Here is a 21,549-nt window from a genome sequence, read left to right as displayed (position 1 = left end):
AACATGTGCGTGATCGAACGTGACTTAGATTTCAAAAAGCTTACTGATCGACAATTCTTCGTGAACGCGAATAATCGCTTCGCCAAGCAAAGGAGCAACCGACAACACTTTCAATTTGTTTGTCGGATTCGGATGCGTAATCGGAATGGTATCCGTCACGATCACTTCTTTAAGCGGCGAATTTTCCAAACGATCCATCGCAGGTCCCGACAATACCGGGTGCGTACAACAAGCGTATACTTCTTTAGCGCCGCCTTCGACCAAAGCATTAGCGCCCAGCACGATCGTACCCGCTGTGTCGATAATATCATCGATCAAAATCGCAGTCTTGCCTTCGATGTTCCCGATAATGTTCATGACTTCGCTGACGTTCGGTTCCGGACGGCGCTTGTCGATGATCGCCAGCGGAGCATTGAGCAAGTCTGCCAATTTGCGTGCGCGTACCACGCCGCCGTGGTCAGGCGACACGACAATCGGATTTTCGATTTGCTTCGAACGGAAATATTGCGCCAAAATCGGTACGCCGAGCAAATGATCGACCGGAATATCGAAAAATCCTTGAATTTGCATCGCATGCAAATCCATAGCGATCACGCGGTGCGCGCCTGCTTTTTCGATCAAATCCGCAACCAGCTTCGCTGTAATCGGATCGCGGGAACGAGCTTTGCGGTCTTGACGCGCATAGCCGTAATACGGAATCACGACGTTGATACTTTTTGCCGAAGCACGTTTGAGCGCATCGACCATCACGAGCAGCTCCATCAGATTATCGTTAACTGGAGCACAAGTCGATTGGATAATATAGACGTGGCTGCCGCGAACACTTTCAGACAATTTAACCTGAATTTCGCCGTCGCTAAAGCTCGTCGTATGCGATTCGCCCATCGGGATACCGATATAGTCGGCGATTTGGTTCGCCAGTTTAGGATTCGAATTGCACGTGAATATTTTCAGCTTTGAATCGCAATAAGTCATGTTTTGTAAACCCTCCGTGCTGGTCATTAGTGGTTAGGCACGCCGAAAGCGCTCCTGAGGATAGGGACTCACGATAGTTGATTGGTTATATGCCAGCGTACAATACCGGAACTTATGCCGGGCTGCACGCTGGTTTTTTATTTATTTGAATTCGCTTCTTTTTTGGCTTTGGCGCGAGCTTTGATTTTGTCTGCATAGCCCACTTTATTTTCTTGTCTCGCTCTGCCGATTGCAAGGTCGCCTTCGGACACTTCTTTCGTAATGGTCGAACCCGCTACGACGTAAGCTCCTTTTCCGACATGCACAGGTGCAATCAGGTTGACGTTACTGCCGATAAACGCATCGTCTTCGATCTCGGTCAACGATTTGTTAAATCCATCGTAATTGACAGTAATCGCTCCGCAGCCGATATTGACGCGGTCACCGACTTTGGCATCGCCCACGTAACTCAAGTGCGAAACTTTAGAGTTCTGGCCGATCTCGGCGTTTTTCACTTCAACGAAGTTTCCTACTTTAACGCCTTCAGCCAAACTTGAACCCGGACGAAGATGAGCAAAAGGTCCAACGGATACGTGATCGCCAATTTTCGCATCGCGAACGACAGAATGAGCTACTGTTGTACCGTCTCCGATCACAGCATTCTCGATCTCACTGTTCGGTCCGATTTTGCAATCTTCACCGATCGTCGTTTGACCGGAAATAAATGTTCCCGGATACAGAACCGTATCGGAACCGATCGTAACGTCAGCTCCAATATAGGTCGAAGCCGGATCAATGATCGTCACGCCGCCCAGCATATGCTCGCGTACAATACGAGCACGCATTGCGGTCTCGGCTTGAGACAATACGACGCGATCGTTGACGCCGATCGATTCGTCCAGATCGTTTGTCGCGTAAGCGGCAATTTTCTCACCGTCTCCGCGCAAAATGCCGATCACGTCGGTGATGTAATATTCACCTTGAGCATTGTTATTCGTTACTCGGGACAGCGCATCGAACAATTTACGATTGTCGAAGCAATACGTACCGGTATTAATCTCGTTCACAGCCGCTTCTTCAGGCGTACAATCTTTTTGCTCGACAATTCGCACGACGCCTCCGTCTTCACCGCGAATAATACGTCCAAGACCTGTAGGATCTTCAGGAATCGCAGTCAATATCGTCGCTGCCGCACCTTCGCTTTCGTGCAAAGCAATCATCGCTTCGATCGTTTCTGCGCGAACGAGCGGCGTGTCGCCGCAAATCAGAATCGTCGTTCCTTCTTCTTTACCCAGAAGTGCTTCTGCCTGTTGCACAGCATGACCTGTACCCAGTTGCTCCGCTTGAAGCGCATATTCCGCTTCATTGCCCAAATAAGCTTGTACGTCTTCAGCGCCGTGGCCTACGATAACTACTGTACGTTCACTGTGGGTAAGACGAACCGTATTCACGACATGACCAACCATTGGTTTGCCGCATACGGGATGCAATACCTTGTACAGCTTCGACTTCATTCGCTTGCCCTTGCCGGCGGCAAGAACAATCGCCATCCTTTTCAATGCTCTGCCTCCTCTTCGTTTACCCGGAAATAACCGTTGCCTCTGGAGGCGACGGTTAATAGGGTTCGGCCTTCGGCCGCTATTTTTACATATACGGTTAGGTCTTTATCAATTTACTATACTGAATATATCGTATTCCGGGCAAAAAGAAAAGGGAGCCGAATCCTCCGGCTCCCTGCTCTGCGTCATTATGTGTGACTTACGCGCCTTCTTCGATTACTTCTTCGACTTCCGTACCTTCTACGCCAACACGTTCGTATTCTTCAAGAACGGCAGCCTGAATTTTTTCACGTGTGCCGGAAGAAATCGGGTGGGCGATATCCCGGAACTCACCGTCCGGTGTACGCTTGCTTGGCATCGCAACAAACATGCCATTATTTCCGTCGATTACCCGAATATCGTGAACGACAAACTCCTCGTCAATCGTAATCGAAGCAATTGCTTTCATTCTACCTTCCGAGTTCACTCGGCGGAGTCTCACAGCCGTAATTTCCATCTAGGTTCACCACCTTTATCATTAGAAGACTTGGTGTATTATTCCACACTGACTTTCAAAATCCTTCTTTTTCACTAACTTAAATTTGAGATTTTCGTATTTTTTTTGATTTTCTTCGCGAAATCTTCGAATAGCGCCGTTTTACGTTGAGATTAATTCTCAATTAAAATCAATAACTAATTCATATATTATATTTAGAAGATGTTTTAATAATTTGACCTGCATTTCGAAGGGTAAAGATTCTTCATACATTCAAATCGCCTAATTTATATAAAAAAAGCGTCTTCCTTTATAAGGAAAACGCCTAAAGTAGAAATTTTTTTAAATCTCGCTTTTTTGACTTATTTTTCGAAATAATTGCCCGGTTTCACTCCGACCACTCGGTTTTTCGAATCAACGGTCTCTAGCGTAACCAACGAAATATAATCTTCGACTTGCCTTTCTTCCGAATCGACCGAGCCCGAATCCAGCAATACGCCAACTCCTGCAACTTCGGCATCAAACTCTGCAAGCAGATCGATCATGCCGCGTACGGTACCGCCCGCTTTCATAAAGTCATCGACAATCAATACACGTGACTTTTCTTTGAGCGCTCGGCGCGACAGGCTCATCGTATGGATACTTTTGTTGGAGCCCGATACATAATTGATACTTACTGCCGAACCTTCAGTCACCTGATGGTCGCGTCGTACCAATACAACCGGCAGATTCAACTTGGCACCGGTCGCATACGCAATCGGAATCCCTTTCGTTTCTACCGTCATGACAACGTCGATATTTTTACCTCCGAAAATAGTAGCAAAAATATCGCCGATCTCATTGACCAAATGCGGCTGCCCCAACAAATCGGACATATACAAATATCCACCTGGCAAAATACGTCCGGGTTCTTCTAACTTGGCGCACACATTCTGAATAATGTCTTGGGCACGCTCTTCGGACACACGCGGAATATACTTCACACCGCCAGCGGCACCCGCCAGCGTCTGAAGCTCTCCCATTCCTTCTTCTTCAAATACTTCTTTGATAATCGCCAGATCTTCGCTGATCGACGACTTCGCCGCTCCATAACGTTCGGCAAATGTAGTCAATGGAATCAAAGAATGAGGTCTGGCAAGCAAAAACTGGGTTAACTCTACTAATCGAGCACTGCGTTTTAATTTTTTCACGAAAGTTTCCTCGCTAAATCCGAATATTTTATAAAAAATATAACATCTTTGTACGTGTTTGTACAAGTGAGTCTTTTAAGGTTTTATAAATTTTCCAAAAAAGCGAGAAGATAAGCAAAAAAAATTAGCCAGAAACATGCACTGGCTAATCTCGTTTATCCTAATGTCCGTACGGCATAGACTTCTTCACAGAACCCTCTTAACCCGTTGCAGATGCGTCTAGCTTTCTCTTCTTTGTTCACTAGCCCGAACACCGTAGGCCCGCTACCCGACATTAATACGCCGTCTGCGCCTAGACTTTCCATCACTTGCTTCAAACGAGCTACGCCCGGATACAGCTTCAAGGTTACGTCTTCGAGCACATTGCCTAAAGTGCCGCATACATCTGTAAAAGAGCCTTGCTCCAATGCTGCTTGCATCGCAGAAGCCGAAGGATGTTGCTGAATCTCCGCAGCCTTCAAATTTCCGTACACATCTGCTGTCGATACATTGATCGGCGGCTTCGCCAAGATCACCCAGCTATGAGGCGGGCTAGGAATCTTCTCTAGCTTTTCTCCGCGTCCCGTAGCAAGCGCTGTTCCTCCGCTTACGCAAAACGGTACATCGGAACCCAGCTCTGCTCCCAGCTCTTCTAGCTCGCTAATGGACAATCCTAGCTCCCATAAGCGATTTAATCCGCGTAGAGCGGCTGCCGCATCGCTGCTGCCGCCAGCAAGCCCTGCTGCTACCGGAATACGCTTTTCGAGCACCATATGTACGCCGCGCTGAATACCGAACCGCTGACGCAGCAGACGCGCTGCGCGAACCGCAAGGTTTTTATCATCGAGCGGAATATAACCGGATTGGCTCGAAAGCGTAATACGGTTTGTTTCCGTTTCTTGCAACGTCAGCCGATCGGCAAGATCGACCATCGTCATCACCATTTCGACTTCATGAAATCCATCGTTACGTTTATGTAGAACATCCAGCATCAAATTAATTTTTGCCGGTGCTTTCTCGTAAATGATCATACTATCCACCGCCCCTGCATTGTGACCGGAATCCCGGTTGCTTTCTCCGAAAGAACTCCAATTATTATATGCAAAATCGAACACGAAGTCTATTCGCGGCCTCTGAGCATAAACAAAGGCGACCTTCACGAATGCGAAGGTCGCCTTTCAAAATAACGAATCAATCAGACACTTGCGTAAGCGATCGGAACTTCCGAATCGTCTTCCATTAGCGAAAGCTCAACCGTTTCTGTCAAAACATCAGCGTAACTATAAGAGACTCGGCCCGAAGCATGTTCGGCTTCTTCTTCAAGCATGACGGTAAATACCGCCGGGTAAGTTCCTTCAAGGACTCCCGTCTGCTCAACCGTCTTGCGTCGTCCTCCATTGGCACGAAGCATGATGCGGTGTCCTACATGAGCTTCGAGACTGCGTTTGATATCCGATAGCGTTTGATTTGCCATTCTTCTCAACCACCTCTCTCAATACAACTAATTGTAACATTTTGAGAGTTCGTTGTCAACCAAATATTTTATTATATCAGTATCATTTTAAGCCTGTCAACGGGGATTTTTTGGGAAAAATCAGCTTTTTTTCGATTCCTCTTTATGGGTTCTGGCTTGAGCAAAGTACAGCTTCTGATCCCTTCGTTTAACGCAATCCTTCTCGTAAGAAAATCCCGCTAAGACGTGCATATTCTTCAATCGATACCGTCTCTGCCCGGCGTGAAGGCAGTATGCCTGCTTCATTCAGCAAACTTTCCATCCGTTCTCGACCTTCTTGCGAAAAATAGCGCGCACGCAGATTGTTGGCGATCGTTTTGCGGCGTTGCGCAAATGAAGCTTGCACCAAAGTAAAGAAGTGTTCCTCATCCGCAACTTCAACCGGAGGCTTCTCGCGCACTTTAAGACGGATTACCGCCGACTCTACATTCGGTTGCGGAATAAATACCGTACGCGGCACGATGCAGACCAGTTCTGGCTCACTATAATACTGAACGGCGATACTGAGACTTCCGTACTCTTTGCCTCCAGGCGATGCCGACATCCGCTCTGCGACTTCTTTTTGGATCATAACAACGATATTTTCAAGCGGCAACTTTTCTTCCAGCAGCTTCATCAAAATCGGTGTCGTCACGTAATACGGCAAATTCGCGACGACGCTGACTTTTTCGCTATTTGCGAACTGTTCAGCGAATAAAGCTTTTAAATCAACCTTGAGCACGTCAGCTTCGCGTACCGTGACGTTGTCATAAGGGCTTAAAACGTCTTTCAAAATCGGAATCAGCCTACGGTCGATCTCCACCGCTACGACTTCGCCTGCGCCAAGCGCTAGCTTTTCTGTCAATGCTCCGATACCCGGTCCGATTTCTAAAGCACCTTTGGTTGAATCAAGATCAGCTGCCGCTACGATTTTGCCTAAAATATTTTGATCGATCAAAAAGTTTTGACCGAGACTTTTTTTGAAAGAAAAACGGTGTTTGTCGATAATTTCTTTGGTTCGCTTAGGCGAAGCAATACTTTCTTTTTCGTTCATGTCTTCACGTTCCTTCATTTTCGATTTGAGCCAAAGCGTTTACGAATTCTTCGGGTGAAATCTGAAACATTCGCAACCGATTATAAAATTGTTTGCCGTTTCCGTAACCGATCCCAAGCAGATTCCCCATTGCCATACGACGAGCCGCTGCATTTTGATGGACGATTAATCCTGCTTCGATCAGGTCTTGCCAATCAATCATGCTTTCTTTGCCAGGCATCTCCGTATGCACATGTGCAAGCGCATGACGAATCGCTTCTGGCGACGCGTTCTCGACTCCGATATCTCCTTTACGCGTTGCGTCCGCTTCGGGAATAAAAGCATGTTTGCAACCCGGAACTTTTTGCGCCACAATCTTGCGAATCCGTTCACCTGCGAAATCGGGATCCGTCAAAATGATAACGCCTCTTCGCTCCATCGCAAGTTGTACACGCCGAATCACAGCAGGCCCGATCGCTGAACCGCCTGTCTCGATCGTATCCGCTTCGACCGCACGCTTCACCGCCACGGTATCGTCGCGTCCTTCTACGACAATCACTTCTTTTATCATCCTGTTCTCTCCTTACGGCGACTTACGTCTTTCATAACAAAAAGAAGAGGAGATTCTCCTCTTCTTTGTTTTTCGATTCTGTATCGTTACGGTTGATTATAGCACTTGTTAGGCGCAAGCGTAAACGCAAGCTTTCCATCAAAAAAACCGACAGAGCCTAATAAGGTCTGTCGGTTTTTCTAAACGTAAAAGAATTAAGGCTTGTTCGGTCCGATCACGTAGATCGTCAGACCGGATTTACGGCCAAAGTTCAGCGCCGTTCCCAAGCTGTCATAATACATATCGATCTTTTTGCCTTTAATCGCACTACCTGTGTCTTCAGCTTTGCGGTAGCCATATCCTTCGATATAAACCCACCAGCCGAGAGGAATCACATTCGGATCGACTGCGATCGTGCGACCTTCTGTTACCGTCGTACCGGATGCTGTGCGTGTACCCATTCCCGGTTGCTGCGAAGAATAAGCGGTAGCCGCAACACCAGTCAATACGGTTTTATATTCAAACCCTTTAGCAGACTTCGAAGAAGATGCAGAAGTTGTTTTAGCGGCAGCAGCCGGAGCAAACGTCTTCTCTACAACCGGCTCTTTCGTGCCGACTGCAATCACTTCATCCTGCTTTTTGGTTTTCACTTTTTTATCAACGACGTATTTCGTTACGAACTCGCCATCTTGGTAAACTTTCTCGATCGTTTGAACCGTTACGCCATCGACGCCGGCTTGAATCGTTTTGGTTTTACCTTTCAGCAAAGTCGAATCGTCTTTTTTCGTCGTGCCGTGTGGAACTTTAACTTCGACATCGGCTTGGAACTTGTTGATGCGATATACCGCAACATTCATGTTCTCTGTCAAAGGAGTCGTAGTACCTGGATATACTTTGTCGTTATTGCCAAGTTCGATGCCTTTGTCAGCAAGAACGGCTTCAACCGTTCTAGCCGTCGTGTACGTCGCGCTCTCGTTGCCGCCCACTTTCAAGTTCACTGGAATCGCCGTAGTAATTTTGATCTTGCTACCCGCTTCCACTTCTGAACTTAACGGTACAGAGATTTCATCATGTGCTCCGAAATCGATGTTCCAATCTTCCAGTGCATCGGCAACTGTCGATTCGGCAGTATACGCTTTTTTCGTGCTTCCATTCACTGTTAGGTTAACTGGAACAGCCGAAGTGATCTCAACTTCACTACCGCCTTTTACAGCCGAGCTAACCGGTACGGAAATCTTGTCGAACTTTCCAAGTTCCACATCCCAGTCTTGCAATGCTGCACCGACTGTTTTTTCAGTCGTGTAACGCTGCTCGCTTTTACCGTCAACCGTCAAAGTCACCGGTAATGCTGTTGTCGCAGTAATGCGATCTCCGTCCTGAATCGAAGCACCTAGCGACATCGATACATCATCTTGTGGCTTAAAGCTAAGCGAATGCTCATCCAAAAGCTCTTGAAAGCTGCCTTTGTGCGTGGTCAGCGTTTGTTCTTTCCCGTCAACGATCAGCACGATCTGTTTCTCGGCTTTTGCATACAATCCGAGAAGTACCATCGTTACAACCGCAACGACGAATAATGCAACACCCAAAATTTGAAGGCCGTTCTGGCGCTTCCAACGCAAAGCGTAAGTCATGCTGGATGATCGTGAACCATGGGTGTCTTCTTTCGTGAAAATGCCCACTCTTCCGTCCTCCTCCATAGCCCCGCCGTCAAGTACGAACATGAAAAAATTGACGTGACTACTTGCTATTTTTTCGTAGAAATGTGCAGCACAAAAATCGATAAAAACTTTTGCGAGGATTGCACCATCTCTACGTTCATCCCGTTCTAAAAGCTCAACCCAATCTTGTTAAATCCCTTCAAGCATCGTTGCCGAAGTCTTAACCGATCTTGCGCTTATGTACGCCATTCCTTGAGGTAACTGCCGGAAAACAAAAGAAGCCTGTGGAAAGAGGACTTAAAGAATCTTTAAGAGGTCTCTTCCGCGGGCTTCCCTCTTAAAAAATCGACAAGTTGACGATCTGAGGAAAACATAAGGCGCGTGGCTGCCTCTCTCTTATTTTGCGCTTACGAGGTTAGCTGTCGGGTTCGAACGAAGAGAGTCGTTCTATGGCGATTCTTCCGCTCATGGCGAGAAGATCTCCAATTCACCCCGTAGACCCAATGTTAAAGGAATCGACCACGACTGCTTTCTCCTGAACATCGTCGTTCAGATTTCGATCCAGCATATCGCTTCCGGTTCCCCCGTTCTTCGTTATGTATGACGAAGATTCAGCGAGACGGTTTATGAATAAGTGAGATTAAGCGAATGTAAGCTTCGTTTAATCACTGACAAGATAATAGCGTTTTTCGAAGGAGTTTGTAAAGCGGCGCAATTTCTCGTGTGATCGATTAAAAGGTTAAAACTTTGTAACATTCTTTGTTTTTTTCGGGCAAAAAGATTAATTTCTCGTAAATACTCTCGATTTCGCCCGATTTGCTCGCTTTCTTAGCTGATACCAAAAAGCTTATTTGCGTTTTTCATCGTCTGTTTGGCAATCTCTTCCAAAGAAACACCTTTAAGTTCAGCTGCCTTTTCTGCGACAAGACGAACATAAGAAGTCTCATTTCGTTTTCCTCGGTAAGGATGTGGAGTCAAATAAGGAGCATCCGTTTCGATCAATAAACGATCCATCGGCGTCTTTTCGAGCACTTCTTTGGGCTGTTTGGCATTTTTGAAAGTAACAGGCCCTCCGAACGAAAGATAAAAGCCCATATCGAGGCAAATTTGCGCCGTTTCCCAACTTCCCGAGAACGCGTGCATAATTCCGCCTACTTCAGATGCGTTTTCTTCTTTCAAAATTCGGATCGTATCTTCATGAGCTTCGCGGTTATGAATCACAATCGGCAGCTTCACTCTTTTTGCCAAAGCGATCTGTTCGCGCAATACCCGATGTTGAACGTCTTTAGGCGATTTATCCCAATGGTAATCCAGACCGATCTCGCCGATCGCGACAACTTTTTCATGACTGCACAGCGATTCGATCCATTCCAGATCTCCTTCTTGCATATCGATCGCATCAACAGGGTGCCAACCAATTGCCGCATACACAAAAGGATACTTTTCAGCTAATGCCAAAGTGGTCGGAATCGTCTCTCGGTTGAACCCGATATTAACGATTCGGCTGACTCCTGCTTCGAGTGCGCGATTCATCGCTTCGTCTCGATCTTCTGCGAATTCAATAGCGTCCATATGAGTATGAGTATCGAATAACATCTTGTTCTCTCCTTTTCATAAACATACCGACAATAATCAAAGTATTGCCGGCATGTTACATAACGTATGGGATTGTTTTTCTATCGTGATTGATCTTTGCATCTTGTCCATATTTTACACAAAAAGCGTTAAAACGCGTTTAATCGGCTGAAAACGGGAAAATCGCAGCAATATCTGCCGGAAGAAGCGAGATCACTTCAGCAACTTTATGGTGCGGATAATACAGATGATATTTCCCCCGATGCAAACCGGTAATCGATCTGACAATATCGGAAACTTCGGAAATTTCTCTCAATTCATCCTTTTTATTCAGTAATAAAATCTGACTTCCGCGCTTCGAATTGTTCGGCAACAAAACATCGTAAGGCAAGTCGGTTGGAAAGTCGATTTCGAAGTCATACTCCGGATTCAATCCTGCATTTTTGAAGCTGCTACGAATCCGTTCGACGGTCTCTTGGTCAATCGATTCGACTTCTACATATTTATACAGTCTGCGATGAAGGAATCGACAACAAAGCTCGCTAAGAATAGAATCTTGTTCTTCGCTCCACTGCATAAATGTCGTCTGAATCAGAGATTCGTCGAGTTTCAAATATTCTTTAACCGTTAATTCGTTTTTGAACAATTGAGGTAGTGGATTCGGTAAAAATTCAAAAGTATACCCTTGATGATACAACTCGCCAGCTCGTCTAAATATCTGTCTTAAAATAATTTCCGAACTGCGCGTCACCGGGTGGAAGTAGACTTGCCAATACATCTGGTAGCGTGACATCAGATAGTCTTCGACCGCGTGCATTCCCGACTCTTTCACCACAATTCTTCCATTATAAGGACGCAGCATACGTAAAATACGATCAATATCGATTGTGCCATAATTGACTCCGGTAAAATACGCATCTCTAAGCAGATAATCCATCCGATCCGCATCGAGCGGGCTTGTAATCAGATTGACGACAATTTCCTGCTCATAGTCTTTGCGAATGACAGAAGCTACCCGCTCCGGCATATCTTCCGATACTTCTCGTAAAATCCGATTGACGTCCGTATCGCCCAAAATAATTTTACAAGTCCAATCTTCGTGATCCATTTCGAAAGCTTCTTCTATTGAATGTGAAAAAGGGCCATGCCCCAAATCATGTAATAGAGCTGCGCACATCGCGACCATATTTTCTTCGACCGGCCAATCTGGATAATTGTTGCGCTCGAATTGAGAAATGATACGGCGGGTGATCTCGTACACACCTAACGAATGAGAAAATCGACTATGCTCGGCTCCATGAAACGTTAGATAGGTTGTCCCCAATTGCCGAATCCGCCGTAAACGCTGAAATTCCGACGTATTGATCAACGACCATATCGTTCGATCTTGCACGTGTACATAATTATGGACAGGATCTTTGAATACTTTTTCTTCACGTAAGGGCTTGATGTGGTTCGACATCCTTTCACTCCTTTAAATTAAAATATTAAAAAAACAGGATCGAATTTTGTCGGATAAGGTTTTATCGATTTCCAAACGTTTTTATTCTCATTATTCTTTGATAAAAAAATATTTATACCGGTTATTGTTCATATATTTTATACATTTTTCATTTTTTATCAAATTTTAAGGTGATCTTAAGCCTTCTTGGGTTGACTGTTCTGGGAAACATTGTTATTATGAGGAACATAAAAGCTAGAACAATGTCGAAAAATGACACCAGTTGTAGAAATCAACAGCTTTACCATGAATACATTCAATGAACACCCAGCAACATTTATATTTTGGGAGGTAATAAATCATGATGAAATCAACAGGTATTGTGAGAAAAGTAGACGAACTAGGTCGCGTTGTTATTCCAATCGAATTGCGCCGTACTTTGGGCATCGGTGAAAAAGACGCTTTGGAAATTTACGTGGACGGCGAACGCATTATGCTGAAAAAATACGAGCCAGCTTGTATCTTCTGCGGCAATGCTGACAACGTAACGTATTTCAAAGGCAAGATCGTATGCTACGATTGCGTATCGGAAATTCCTGCACCCGTTGCAAAGTAAATGGAGTGATCTCCTCCATTCACTCTGCAACATCAGATCCAAAACAAAAGGAACGCTCCAATCCTTTTATTTTGGATCTGTACCGCTAGAAGTTAAATCTTTAAATGCTTTTAAATCTTTAAAATTTCCAATCCTACCTCCACTATAATGGAGGTTTTTTTGTACCTGATGTTTTTTCGTGCCGAATATTTTTATTTGATGTTTTTTCGTGCCGAATATTTTTATTTGATGTTTTTTCGTGCCGAAAAAACTACAATAACGCGTTATAAACATCCCGCTTCGAAATCCCGCGATCGCCCGCAACCTTCTTCATCGCATCTTTGCGCGAGATTCCTTCTTGCTCTTCATAATGCGCTACATGATCCTCTAGCTCCAGTTCTTGCCACCAAGCATCTTTCCGTTCTTGAGCCTGCTCTCGGCTTTCGCCTTCTACCGCAATACAATATTCCCCGATCGGCGGATACTCTTGAAGACGCGACACCAATTCGTCTAATGTACCGCGTGCAATCTCTTCATGCCGCTTCGTCAGTTCCCGTGCCAGCACCGCTTTACGCGAACCCCATGCTTCGAACATCGCTTCAATCGTTTTGAGTACCCGATGCGGGGATTCGTAAAAAAGCAATGTACCTTCGATGTGTCCAAGCGACTCCAAAGCTTCTCGGCGGTCTTTGTTTTCACGCGGCAAAAATCCGGCAAACGTAAATTGATCTGTCGATAAGCCGGATACGATCAAAGCACTCAAAGCAGCGTTCGCACCGGGGATCGGAACGACTGAAATTCCGGCTTCGATCGCGAGTTTGACAAGATCGGTTCCAGGGTCGGAAATCGCCGGTAGACCGGCATCGCTGACGATCGCTAAATTTTTTCCTTCTATTATATAGCGTATCAATTCAGGCCCGCTTGCCGCTTTATTATGCTCATGATAACTGAACAATTTTTGCGGTACGATCTCAAAATGAGTGAGAAGTTTACGAGTCTGCCTGGTATCTTCTGCGGCGATCAATTCACATTCTCGCAATGTCCGTATTGCTCGGTAGGTCATATCTTCCAGATTGCCGATCGGCGTTGCGACCAAGTATAAGGTTCCTGCTCCTTCAGCATGTGATTCGAAGCTTTTTTGCACCTGCATATTACGCTTCGCCTCCCGGCTTGCCATAATAGATTTCCATAAATTCGTCGCCATATTTCCCTTGATCGTTATAGACAATCAGCGGCGGCATAATACGCATTTCCGGCTTGGCATCGCGTATTCCTTCTACCAATACCATATTTGCTTCCATGCCCGCCCGCGGATGTACAAAGCGAACGCGTTTCGGCTCAATTCGATATTGACGCATCAGTGTCAGAATATCCGCTAAGCGATGCGGACGATGTACCATCGATACTTTCCCGCCTTGCTTTACAAGCTTACCGCAAGCTTTCACAACGTCTTCTAACGTACAATGAATTTCATGCCGTGCGATCGCTTCGTATTGATTCGCTTTAATATCGCTGCCTGTAAGCGCCGCATAAGGCGGATTAACGGTTACGGCATCGTACATCCCATGCCCTGCCACTTCGTGGTAATTTTTCAGGTCAGCATTATGGATTATGATCCGATCTTGAAGACCATTCATCTCAACGCTACGCTCCGCCATTTTTGCCAGTCTTTCTTGGATCTCTACGCCTTCGATTGTCGCTTTGGTACGCGTAGATAGCAGTATCGGAATTACCCCATTGCCTGTGCACAGATCAAGGACTTTTCCACGTGCCGGGACAGAAGCAAATCGTGCTAACAATACAGCATCCATGGAGAAGCTAAATACTTCCCTGCTTTGAATAATATGCAAATTTTGCGTCAGCAGATCATCGATCCGCTCGCCTTCATATAAAGGGATATCACTCCGCGATTTTTCCATCTTAATTAACGCTCCTCTTAAAAAAAAGCCGCAGGCAAAAAACGCCGCGGCTCTCAGACTGGTACCGGATTATTTATTCAAAAAAGACAAGCAGAACAAGCAATCGCCTTCCATACGCAAATGACCGTAGTACACATTACAGATATGGAATCCTTCATGGTACAACCGCGCCAAATTATCGTATCCTTCCCCGACCGTATCACTAATGTTCTCATTTTTTTGCGTCGATTGTTGCAGAACATGAAACGGTTCGGATTTCGATTCAGCTTGGACTTCCCTTTTCAAAATTTCTCGCAGACGTTCGTTTTCCGTTAGAAGCCTATGGTTATCCTCCATGAGCTCTTTTACCGTCTGCTTGATGTTGCTAAGCTCGTTTTTAAAGTTTTCCATTTGCGCTTCCATCTCGTGTATTTGCACGAAAACATTTTTCTTCTCCAAGTAAACTCCACCCCAGAGCGGTTCCGATTGACTTACTTGACGACAATGTCGTCCATGGACAATTCTTTTACTTTGCTGATCTCAAACAACTGCACATGCACCATTCGCTTGCCGGCATTCAGTCCTACGACCTTGCCTTCCCCAAGCGATGTGACAACCATTTTGCCGACAGCCGGAAGTTCTTCTTTCGAACTTTCGTAATTGTCATGCTCAAACTTCAGACAACACATCAATCTGCCGCAAAGCCCGGAAATTTTCGTCGGATTCAGCGACAGGTTCTGGTCTTTTGCCATCTTGATCGATACCGGTTCGAAATCGCCCAACCACGACGAGCAGCATAGTACCCGTCCACAAGGTCCGATTCCTCCAAGCATCTTGGCTTCATCCCGAACCCCAATCTGCCGAAGCTCGATTCGTGTCCGAAAAATGCTAGCTAAATCTTTGACAAGCTCACGGAAATCGACCCGACCTTCCGCCGTGAAGTAGAAAATGATTTTGTTCCGATCAAACGTGTATTCCACGTCAACCAGCTTCATTTTCAAACCGTGATCTTTAATTTTATTCAAACAGGTTGCAAACGCCTTACGGGCTGCGTCCTTGTTCTCCTCGACTACACGCGCATCGGTGTCACCTGCGATACGAATCACTCGCTTAAGCGGTAACACAACATCGCTTTCTTGCACTTGCTTTTTACCGACAACAACTTTGCCATACTCGACGCCTCTAGCCGTTTCTACGATTACGCATTGTTCCTGCTCAATCGGAAACTCCAAAGGATCGAAATAATACACTTTGCCCGCTTTTTTAAAGCGAACGCCGACTACACTGTACAAAGCTAAACCTCCCTTGCGCGCATTCAAAAACGCTAGATCCTCGCTAGCCGACCTACATCCTTCATCTACCGGCTGCCCGCTTAAGGGCCGAGTCTCACTAAAAATTGCTCAAAACAAAGCTGGGTATTCATGTTGGATTTGAGCTTTTTTTTGCTCTCTGCGGCAATAGACATGCATCCTATCCAATACTCCGTACTGCGGGAATTTGCCACTTGGGAGATGAACTCCAGCTGATCTATGAAAACGATGTGCTCGCGCCGTTCGGAAAGAACGTAAATCATATCTCTAAACCACAAATGGAAAAGATCGAACAGACTATCGAGGTGCTCGCCAAGCCCCGCTTTGAAAACTTGCTGCTGAGCGGTAACCAGACTTGCGCCACTTCGACCGATCGACTCCTTCCCTAATTGTATCACTACATTTCTTATTTCTGCAAACCAATTCTCTGCTGCAAGTGCTTTGCATTCCTCTACGCCGGGCGTAAGTTGAGCCGCACATCTCGCTGCCGGTGTTGCTAATCCTTCTACAGCTAGCTGACTTAAAATAGACTCCGCACCCATTGCGGTAAAAGGAACCAGCTGAACGCGTGAACGAATCGTCGGCAGTAGTGTTTGCGCATTTTCCGATAACAATATCGCGACAGCCGGAGCTGGAGGTTCTTCCAAAAACTTCAATAGACTGTTCGAAGCTTGTACCGTCATTTTGTCGGCTTCATCGATAATATAGACTTTACGTCCGCTTGAACCCGAACGATACGAAAACATCTTTTGCAACTCCCGAATTTGCTCGATCTTGATCGAAGCTCCATCGGGTGCGATGGCTTGTAGATCGGGATGGTTGCCATGCTCGACTTTTCGGCAGCTTAGACATTCGCCGCAAGCATCGCCAAGCTCTGTTCCGCGTTCGCACAGTAGCGCTTGGGCAAAAGCATTCGCTGCTTGACGACGGGCACCACCGCCGGGTCCACTGAACAAATACGCATGTGAGACACGTTCGCTACGCAAACTGTTGCTTAACATTTGCTTGGCAATCTCTTGTCCACTGATTGTTTGTAACGACATATAAAAAGGGTCTCCTAACTAAAAGAATAACGCCGCAGAGCGGCGTCGGAGTACAAGACTTATGATTTCGACAGAATCAGAACAGCAAATTCATCAGCAGACCACGCACTTCGCCCAATTGCTCAAGCAAGCTGATCCGACCTTCTTCACTGGCAAGCAATTCATCAGCCATCGCCAGTAATTTGCTATCGACTTCGTCGATCAATTTGTAACGTTTGGTTCTGCCTAGGCGATCCCAGCCTTTGGTATCTTTCATCCCTACACCGCGGCGTACCGTATCTTCCAAAAAACGCTTAACCATCGTGCGATACATTTTCAGTTCACGAATCGTCATCGAACGAGCAAGACGGTCGCCCTGCTTGTTGATCTCCAACATCCGGCGTCCTAATTCGTCTTGCGTCGCTTGCGCTTCATGATTTCGAATCGTATCGGCAAAGCTGCGTTGTTCAATCGGACGCGCTCCGGTATCTGGCGTAATCGGCGTATTGTTTAAAGGGCGAAAGCCTGGATTAATTTTCATGATTTATCCCTACCTTTGTATCCGTGAAAATGAGAGGTCTCCAACTTTGGAGACTCCTCTCTTTTTCGCGCCGGCTGTCCGCCGGTGAATGGGTCGTACCAACAGCCGACAGGACAGCACAAGCTTTCGATTAGAAGTGTTCGAAACGGTCAACCGGAAGCACGAATACCGTTGCGCCGCCGACTTGAACTTCTACAGGAAGCGGGAGATACGAATCTGTCGTTCCGCTCATAGGTGTCACTGGCGTAACAAGTTGCTCGCGAACTTTACAGCTGTTGCGAATCACGCTCATAACGTTCTCGACCTGACTGTCATCTACACCAATCAAAAAAGTCGTATTTCCCGCACGCAGGAAGCCGCCCGTACTTGCCAGCTTCGTTGCCCGGAAATTCGATTTCACAAGCTCGCCGGACAGGCGGTTGCTGTCTTTATCTTGTACGATCGCAATAATCAGTTTCATCCGTGGTTCCTCCTTTTTGATTGGCGTTTTGTCTGTTTTATTCAAAACGACCATAGTTCATTTTGTTCGACATAAGTATGCGTATTTCCTGCTATTATACACGGTTTGACAGCAGAAGGTTGTCTATCACTTCTTTTATATCGGCAAAAACAGCGTCTTCGTTTTGCGAAGCGTCGATTTTTTTGAATTGTTCGGCATATTCTTGTTCCAATTTCAAATATCCGTCACGAACCCGGTGATGAAAATCGTTACTTTCTAGATCCAAACGATTGATTTCACGATCTGCATGTTTGGCATGAATCCGCTGAAGACCAATCTCAGGCGTCACATCCAAATAAATATTCATGTCTGCCCAGTACTGTTTGCCTTCCACGTCGATCGCACGTTTGTTTACTTCAAGTACAACTTCCCCCAGTCTACGTCCATACCCTTGATAACTAAGCGAAGACATCACGTAGCGATCGCAAATAACGACTTTGCCTTCATTCAGCGCTGGAATCACCTTTTGGATCAAATGTTCCCGACGTGCCGCTGCATACAGCAGACATTCCGTAAGACCACTCATATCATTTTCTACATCCAAAATGACGCTACGGATCTTTTCGGCAACTTGGACGCCGCCCGGTTCGCGCGTAGACACAAAATCGATTCCGCGTTCGCGAAGATAGTCTTCGATCTTTGCGATTTGTGTCGTTTTCCCGCTACCGTCTGGGCCTTCCAATACTATAAATTTACCCGAATCTTTCATGTTTGGTTACCGCCTTGTCTCTTTTTTCTTTCTTTATTTCGTTTTGCGTACTCGAATCGTTTGCAGCGAAGGATCGGATGATCCTTGAAAGCGAGCTCCAGCACTGCGAAGTTTAAGCAAATGGGTTACCGCAGCCCGACTTACGATTTCTCCAGCATACACCAGCGGAATACCCGGCGGGTAAGGAACGATCATTTCTGCACAAATTTCTCCGATTGCTTGCTCGATTTTGACGGATTGTACGTCTTGAGCTTGATGCAGGTGAAAAGATACCGGTTCAGAAATCAGGAGCGCTTCATCAGTAGAAAAGGTTTCGGCAGCCGCCGACACCTTATTTTGCTGATCGCGTCGTAAACCACTTTTCAAAAGATCAGGATCAGATTCATCTTGTATCTGTTTCAAGGTTTTCATCAATCTTATTGCATCGCTCATTGTCGTTCCGGGTCCAAGTGCCAATACCGTCCGATGCTCGTCACTCATTTCCGCTACGCAACCTTGATGTTGCAGCTTTCGCTGAAGCTCATAACCGTTTAAGTTGTGCTCCACATCGTAAATCACGATTTTAAAAGGATCTTGCTCCGTATAGCTCTTCTCATCGGTCGGTCCCAAGATTTCGAATCTATTCAGCTTCCGAATTTCGTTACGAATATATGCCGCGGCTTCCAAAGCTTCTTTCCAAGTATCTTCACCTTGCTGCTCCGCTACACTGCGCGCCATATCTAGCGAAGCCATGATGGGATAAGACGGGCTTGAACTTTGCACCATCGCTAGACGTGTCTTTAACAGATCGCGATCTATTCGATCACCTCGCACATGCAGCATTGCGCCCATCGTCATCGCGGTCAGCATTTTATGAGTCGATTGCACGACGCCGTCCGCTCCCGCTTGAATCGCCGAAGTCGGAAAATGAGGATGCAATCCGTAATGCGCACCATGCGCTTCATCCACTAATAGCGGAACTCCGTATTGATGGCATAGTTCCGACGTTTGGCGAATATCGCGTCCCATCCCATAGTAATTAGGTCGAGTGATGAATACTCCTTTGGCTTGCGGATATCGCTTCAAAGCTTGCTCTAGCGACACATCGTGAGGTGTAACGGGAAGTTGACTTGACGGCTCATGATCCGAAGACACAAATACCGCTTGTGCTCCCGCCAGCATCAGACCGTTAATGATCGACTTATGCACATTCCGCTGTACGATCAACAGAGATCCAGGCTCTGAGCAGACCGTTAACAATAAAGCCAAATTTCCAACCGTACTGCCTCCCACCAAAAAGAAAGATTCTTCCGCATCCCAGAAAGCCGCTGCTTTTTGCTGAGCTTCTTTTATGACCCCTTCTGGATCATGCAGATCGTCGGTTCCTTCAATTTCAGTGACATCGATCGAAAGCATTTCCGAAAAACCGTAAGGCATCGACCCTTGCTTATGTGTATAAAAGTTCCCGTCTTTGTGACCAGGCACATGAAAAGAAACGTCTCTACGTGAGGCGTAACGAAGCAGCTCTGTATAGAGCGGAGCATCGTCTGTATTCCAATTTCTCATTTCATGCCTCCCGTAACCCGCATTTTTTCCTTATTCATTGTACCTGATTTCAAGCTTACGCTGAACTATCTTTTATAAATTGTCACGACCTTCCTTTTTCATCCTTTTGATTCCGTCTGCTTTGCGTTATGATAAAAACAGCCTTATTCCCGAATCCGGGAATGCTGGATCTGGAATAGGAAGGAAGATCGGGTATGCTGGAGCAACAACGTGAAAATGATAACGCCACAATTTATCAGTATCAGCTTATTCGCAAGTTTCATGTTCCGCGACTTTTACAGATAAGCTATTGGATCGTGCCGATTCCTATTTTGCTTGTCGGTCTGTTTTTATATTCTTGGTATACGCTTTTGTATATGTCTGCTGCTTTTTTGATCGTGCTGTGGATTCATTTTGTCGTATCCCATGCGGTATTATTGATTCGAGGATCGATCTATCGTAAAAAGTGGAAACTCCGTTTCTCCGGGATCTGGTTTGGATTTTTGCCTGACCAGCACACCGGATTTTCGATTTTGCAACAAGTATTGCTGCAAAGTTTGTGGATCGGATTTATTTTTATCGGCGTCCTCGTCGCTTGGATTCCGCTTCCGTTTACGCTAGCGCTGCTATTTTGGCATTTTTGGTTTATGGCTCCGCGTATTTCAATCCTTTTGAGTATGAAAGGACAGCGGAGAGATGTGATGATCAAGCTCAATCCCCAAGACGTCTCGTATTATATCCAGTAAATCCAAATTAGATCACATCAAAAAGACCGGATTCGACATTTTTGTCGAGATTCCGGTCTTTTTTGTACATGTTTATAACGTCTTTAATTTTCTTTTGGAACGAGCACGGTCAGATAATTGCCTTCCCGCGATAAATGCACCGTTGTTCTACCTTTTGAAAAAATAAAGATCGGATTAGGTCCTTCTACATTTTCCTGATCTTTTTCTTCGGTCCAGCCCCAAGCTTTAATGGCTTCTAAGTAAGCTTCCGGCATTTCTTGCAAACGTTCTAATCCCGGCACCGAATAGCGTACATAGCTCATCTTTGCGTTATCGGCTTTCACCTCTGTTTTGCTTGCTTCTTTAGGCACAGGAAAACTTTCTTCAACCGTTGCACCATCGTAGACTGCCCAAGACGAAGGCTCCTCCGCTGTACATGCCGTTAGAAGAAGAAGTGAAGTGCAGAATAGGCAAAAGGCAAAAGACATCACCTTCCGCTTCATATTCAATTCCCCCTTACATCGTTTCTGCGCAATGCTATAACATGCTTATCTCGTTTTCTCTTTCGATCCTATTCGTTTAAAAAACCGAAAAACTTTAGTATCGAAAGTCCCCTAGGAAAACGATGATTGTATGCAGGTTTTTTTTAAAAGCTTTTAAACCCATTTCATCATTATACCGAGGATGGAATAGGGAACGGTTACAAAAATGTTACCGGGGGGAGCGAGCCTGCTTTCGACCTTCGCTTCGTTGTCCTTTCCCCCTTTCATTTGAAATAGAGCTTTAGAGGTGAGGGGAAAGGGCAAAGGCGCTTCGGTTC

The 21,549-nt window shown here is 45.9% G+C and carries 23 protein-coding genes and 1 riboswitch; of the genes, 2 read left to right on the top strand and 21 right to left on the bottom strand.

Annotated elements, in window-relative coordinates; all coding sequences use genetic code 11:
• Positions 1–24: 24 nt before the first annotated feature.
• From NOM90_RS19005 to NOM90_RS18955, 11 genes are all read right to left on the bottom strand, one after another.
• A complete protein-coding gene (locus NOM90_RS19005) occupies positions 25–975 on the bottom strand; it encodes a ribose-phosphate diphosphokinase (protein WP_087801434.1) in 951 nt (316 codons plus the stop codon).
• 137 nt (positions 976–1,112) lie between these two features.
• Positions 1,113–2,504: a bifunctional UDP-N-acetylglucosamine diphosphorylase/glucosamine-1-phosphate N-acetyltransferase GlmU gene (glmU, locus tag NOM90_RS19000; RefSeq protein WP_255944352.1), complete on the bottom strand. Its 1,392-nt coding sequence runs from the start codon at positions 2,502–2,504 to the stop codon at positions 1,113–1,115.
• 208 nt (positions 2,505–2,712) lie between these two features.
• On the bottom strand, positions 2,713–3,009 hold the full coding sequence (gene spoVG, locus NOM90_RS18995; protein WP_255944301.1) for a septation regulator SpoVG: 297 nt from the start codon (positions 3,007–3,009) through the stop codon (positions 2,713–2,715).
• A 341-nt stretch (positions 3,010–3,350) separates the two neighbouring features.
• Complete coding sequence (gene purR / locus NOM90_RS18990; RefSeq protein WP_255944299.1) at positions 3,351–4,178, bottom strand: pur operon repressor; 828 nt, start codon at positions 4,176–4,178, stop codon at positions 3,351–3,353.
• A gap of 155 nt (positions 4,179–4,333) precedes the next feature.
• Positions 4,334–5,188: a 4-(cytidine 5'-diphospho)-2-C-methyl-D-erythritol kinase gene (gene ispE, locus NOM90_RS18985; protein WP_255944297.1), complete on the bottom strand. Its 855-nt coding sequence runs from the start codon at positions 5,186–5,188 to the stop codon at positions 4,334–4,336.
• Between the two features lie 164 nt (positions 5,189–5,352).
• Positions 5,353–5,631 (bottom strand): Veg family protein, encoded by a 279-nt coding sequence (locus NOM90_RS18980; RefSeq protein ID WP_255944295.1) that lies wholly within the window; start codon positions 5,629–5,631, stop codon positions 5,353–5,355.
• A 187-nt stretch (positions 5,632–5,818) separates the two neighbouring features.
• Entirely contained in the window at positions 5,819–6,703 is an 885-nt protein-coding gene (gene rsmA, locus NOM90_RS18975) for a 16S rRNA (adenine(1518)-N(6)/adenine(1519)-N(6))-dimethyltransferase RsmA (RefSeq protein ID WP_255944293.1), read from the bottom strand.
• Between the two features lie 4 nt (positions 6,704–6,707).
• Positions 6,708–7,253, bottom strand: a complete 546-nt coding sequence (gene rnmV, locus NOM90_RS18970) for a ribonuclease M5 (RefSeq protein ID WP_255944291.1) — start codon at positions 7,251–7,253, stop codon at positions 6,708–6,710.
• Positions 7,254–7,447: 194 nt separating this feature from the next.
• Entirely contained in the window at positions 7,448–8,911 is a 1,464-nt protein-coding gene (locus tag NOM90_RS18965) for a ubiquitin-like domain-containing protein (protein ID WP_255944290.1), read from the bottom strand.
• A gap of 368 nt (positions 8,912–9,279) precedes the next feature.
• Positions 9,280–9,517: riboswitch (cyclic di-AMP (ydaO/yuaA leader) on the bottom strand.
• Between the two features lie 201 nt (positions 9,518–9,718).
• Positions 9,719–10,486 carry a TatD family hydrolase gene (locus tag NOM90_RS18960; RefSeq protein WP_255944289.1) on the bottom strand — a complete coding sequence of 256 codons (768 nt, stop codon included), beginning with the start codon at positions 10,484–10,486 and terminating at the stop codon, positions 9,719–9,721.
• Positions 10,487–10,625: 139 nt separating this feature from the next.
• Positions 10,626–11,927 (bottom strand): HD domain-containing protein, encoded by a 1,302-nt coding sequence (locus NOM90_RS18955; RefSeq protein WP_255944287.1) that lies wholly within the window; start codon positions 11,925–11,927, stop codon positions 10,626–10,628.
• Between the two features lie 340 nt (positions 11,928–12,267).
• Between NOM90_RS18955 and NOM90_RS18950 the strand changes: the two genes are divergently transcribed.
• Positions 12,268–12,522, top strand: coding sequence for an AbrB/MazE/SpoVT family DNA-binding domain-containing protein (locus NOM90_RS18950; protein ID WP_018978467.1), 255 nt, complete (start codon positions 12,268–12,270; stop codon positions 12,520–12,522).
• 250 nt (positions 12,523–12,772) lie between these two features.
• Here NOM90_RS18950 and rsmI read toward each other — a convergent pair whose 3' ends face one another.
• The 9 genes from rsmI to NOM90_RS18905 all read right to left on the bottom strand — a co-directional run bounded on the left by rsmI (position 12,773) and on the right by NOM90_RS18905 (position 20,025).
• Positions 12,773–13,651 (bottom strand): 16S rRNA (cytidine(1402)-2'-O)-methyltransferase, encoded by an 879-nt coding sequence (gene rsmI, locus NOM90_RS18945; protein ID WP_255944283.1) that lies wholly within the window; start codon positions 13,649–13,651, stop codon positions 12,773–12,775.
• A 1-nt stretch (position 13,652) separates the two neighbouring features.
• Positions 13,653–14,420, bottom strand: a complete 768-nt coding sequence (locus NOM90_RS18940) for a tRNA1(Val) (adenine(37)-N6)-methyltransferase (protein WP_255944282.1) — start codon at positions 14,418–14,420, stop codon at positions 13,653–13,655.
• A 69-nt stretch (positions 14,421–14,489) separates the two neighbouring features.
• Positions 14,490–14,858 carry a DNA replication initiation control protein YabA gene (gene yabA, locus NOM90_RS18935; protein WP_255944281.1) on the bottom strand — a complete coding sequence of 123 codons (369 nt, stop codon included), beginning with the start codon at positions 14,856–14,858 and terminating at the stop codon, positions 14,490–14,492.
• A gap of 32 nt (positions 14,859–14,890) precedes the next feature.
• Positions 14,891–15,691, bottom strand: a complete 801-nt coding sequence (locus NOM90_RS18930) for a PSP1 domain-containing protein (protein ID WP_255944280.1) — start codon at positions 15,689–15,691, stop codon at positions 14,891–14,893.
• An 80-nt stretch (positions 15,692–15,771) separates the two neighbouring features.
• Positions 15,772–16,752, bottom strand: a complete 981-nt coding sequence (gene holB / locus NOM90_RS18925; protein ID WP_255944278.1) for a DNA polymerase III subunit delta' — start codon at positions 16,750–16,752, stop codon at positions 15,772–15,774.
• A 76-nt stretch (positions 16,753–16,828) separates the two neighbouring features.
• A complete protein-coding gene (locus NOM90_RS18920) occupies positions 16,829–17,272 on the bottom strand; it encodes a YaaR family protein (protein WP_255944276.1) in 444 nt (147 codons plus the stop codon).
• Positions 17,273–17,402: 130 nt separating this feature from the next.
• Entirely contained in the window at positions 17,403–17,732 is a 330-nt protein-coding gene (locus tag NOM90_RS18915) for a cyclic-di-AMP receptor (protein ID WP_018978459.1), read from the bottom strand.
• A gap of 94 nt (positions 17,733–17,826) precedes the next feature.
• On the bottom strand, positions 17,827–18,480 hold the full coding sequence (gene tmk / locus NOM90_RS18910) for a dTMP kinase (protein WP_255944273.1): 654 nt from the start codon (positions 18,478–18,480) through the stop codon (positions 17,827–17,829).
• A gap of 33 nt (positions 18,481–18,513) precedes the next feature.
• Complete coding sequence (locus NOM90_RS18905) at positions 18,514–20,025, bottom strand: aminotransferase class I/II-fold pyridoxal phosphate-dependent enzyme (protein ID WP_255944271.1); 1,512 nt, start codon at positions 20,023–20,025, stop codon at positions 18,514–18,516.
• Between the two features lie 194 nt (positions 20,026–20,219).
• Between NOM90_RS18905 and NOM90_RS18900 the strand changes: the two genes are divergently transcribed.
• Positions 20,220–20,750, top strand: a complete 531-nt coding sequence (locus NOM90_RS18900) for a hypothetical protein (RefSeq protein ID WP_255944269.1) — start codon at positions 20,220–20,222, stop codon at positions 20,748–20,750.
• An 83-nt stretch (positions 20,751–20,833) separates the two neighbouring features.
• Here NOM90_RS18900 and NOM90_RS18895 read toward each other — a convergent pair whose 3' ends face one another.
• Positions 20,834–21,232 carry a hypothetical protein gene (locus NOM90_RS18895; protein ID WP_255944267.1) on the bottom strand — a complete coding sequence of 133 codons (399 nt, stop codon included), beginning with the start codon at positions 21,230–21,232 and terminating at the stop codon, positions 20,834–20,836.
• Positions 21,233–21,549: the final 317 nt, after the last annotated feature.

The organism is Saccharibacillus sp. JS10 (assembly GCF_024436065.1).
GTDB lineage: Bacteria > Bacillota > Bacilli > Paenibacillales > Paenibacillaceae > Saccharibacillus.
Note: the sequence above shows the minus strand (reverse complement) of the source record. Positions and strands in the feature narration are given on the sequence as shown.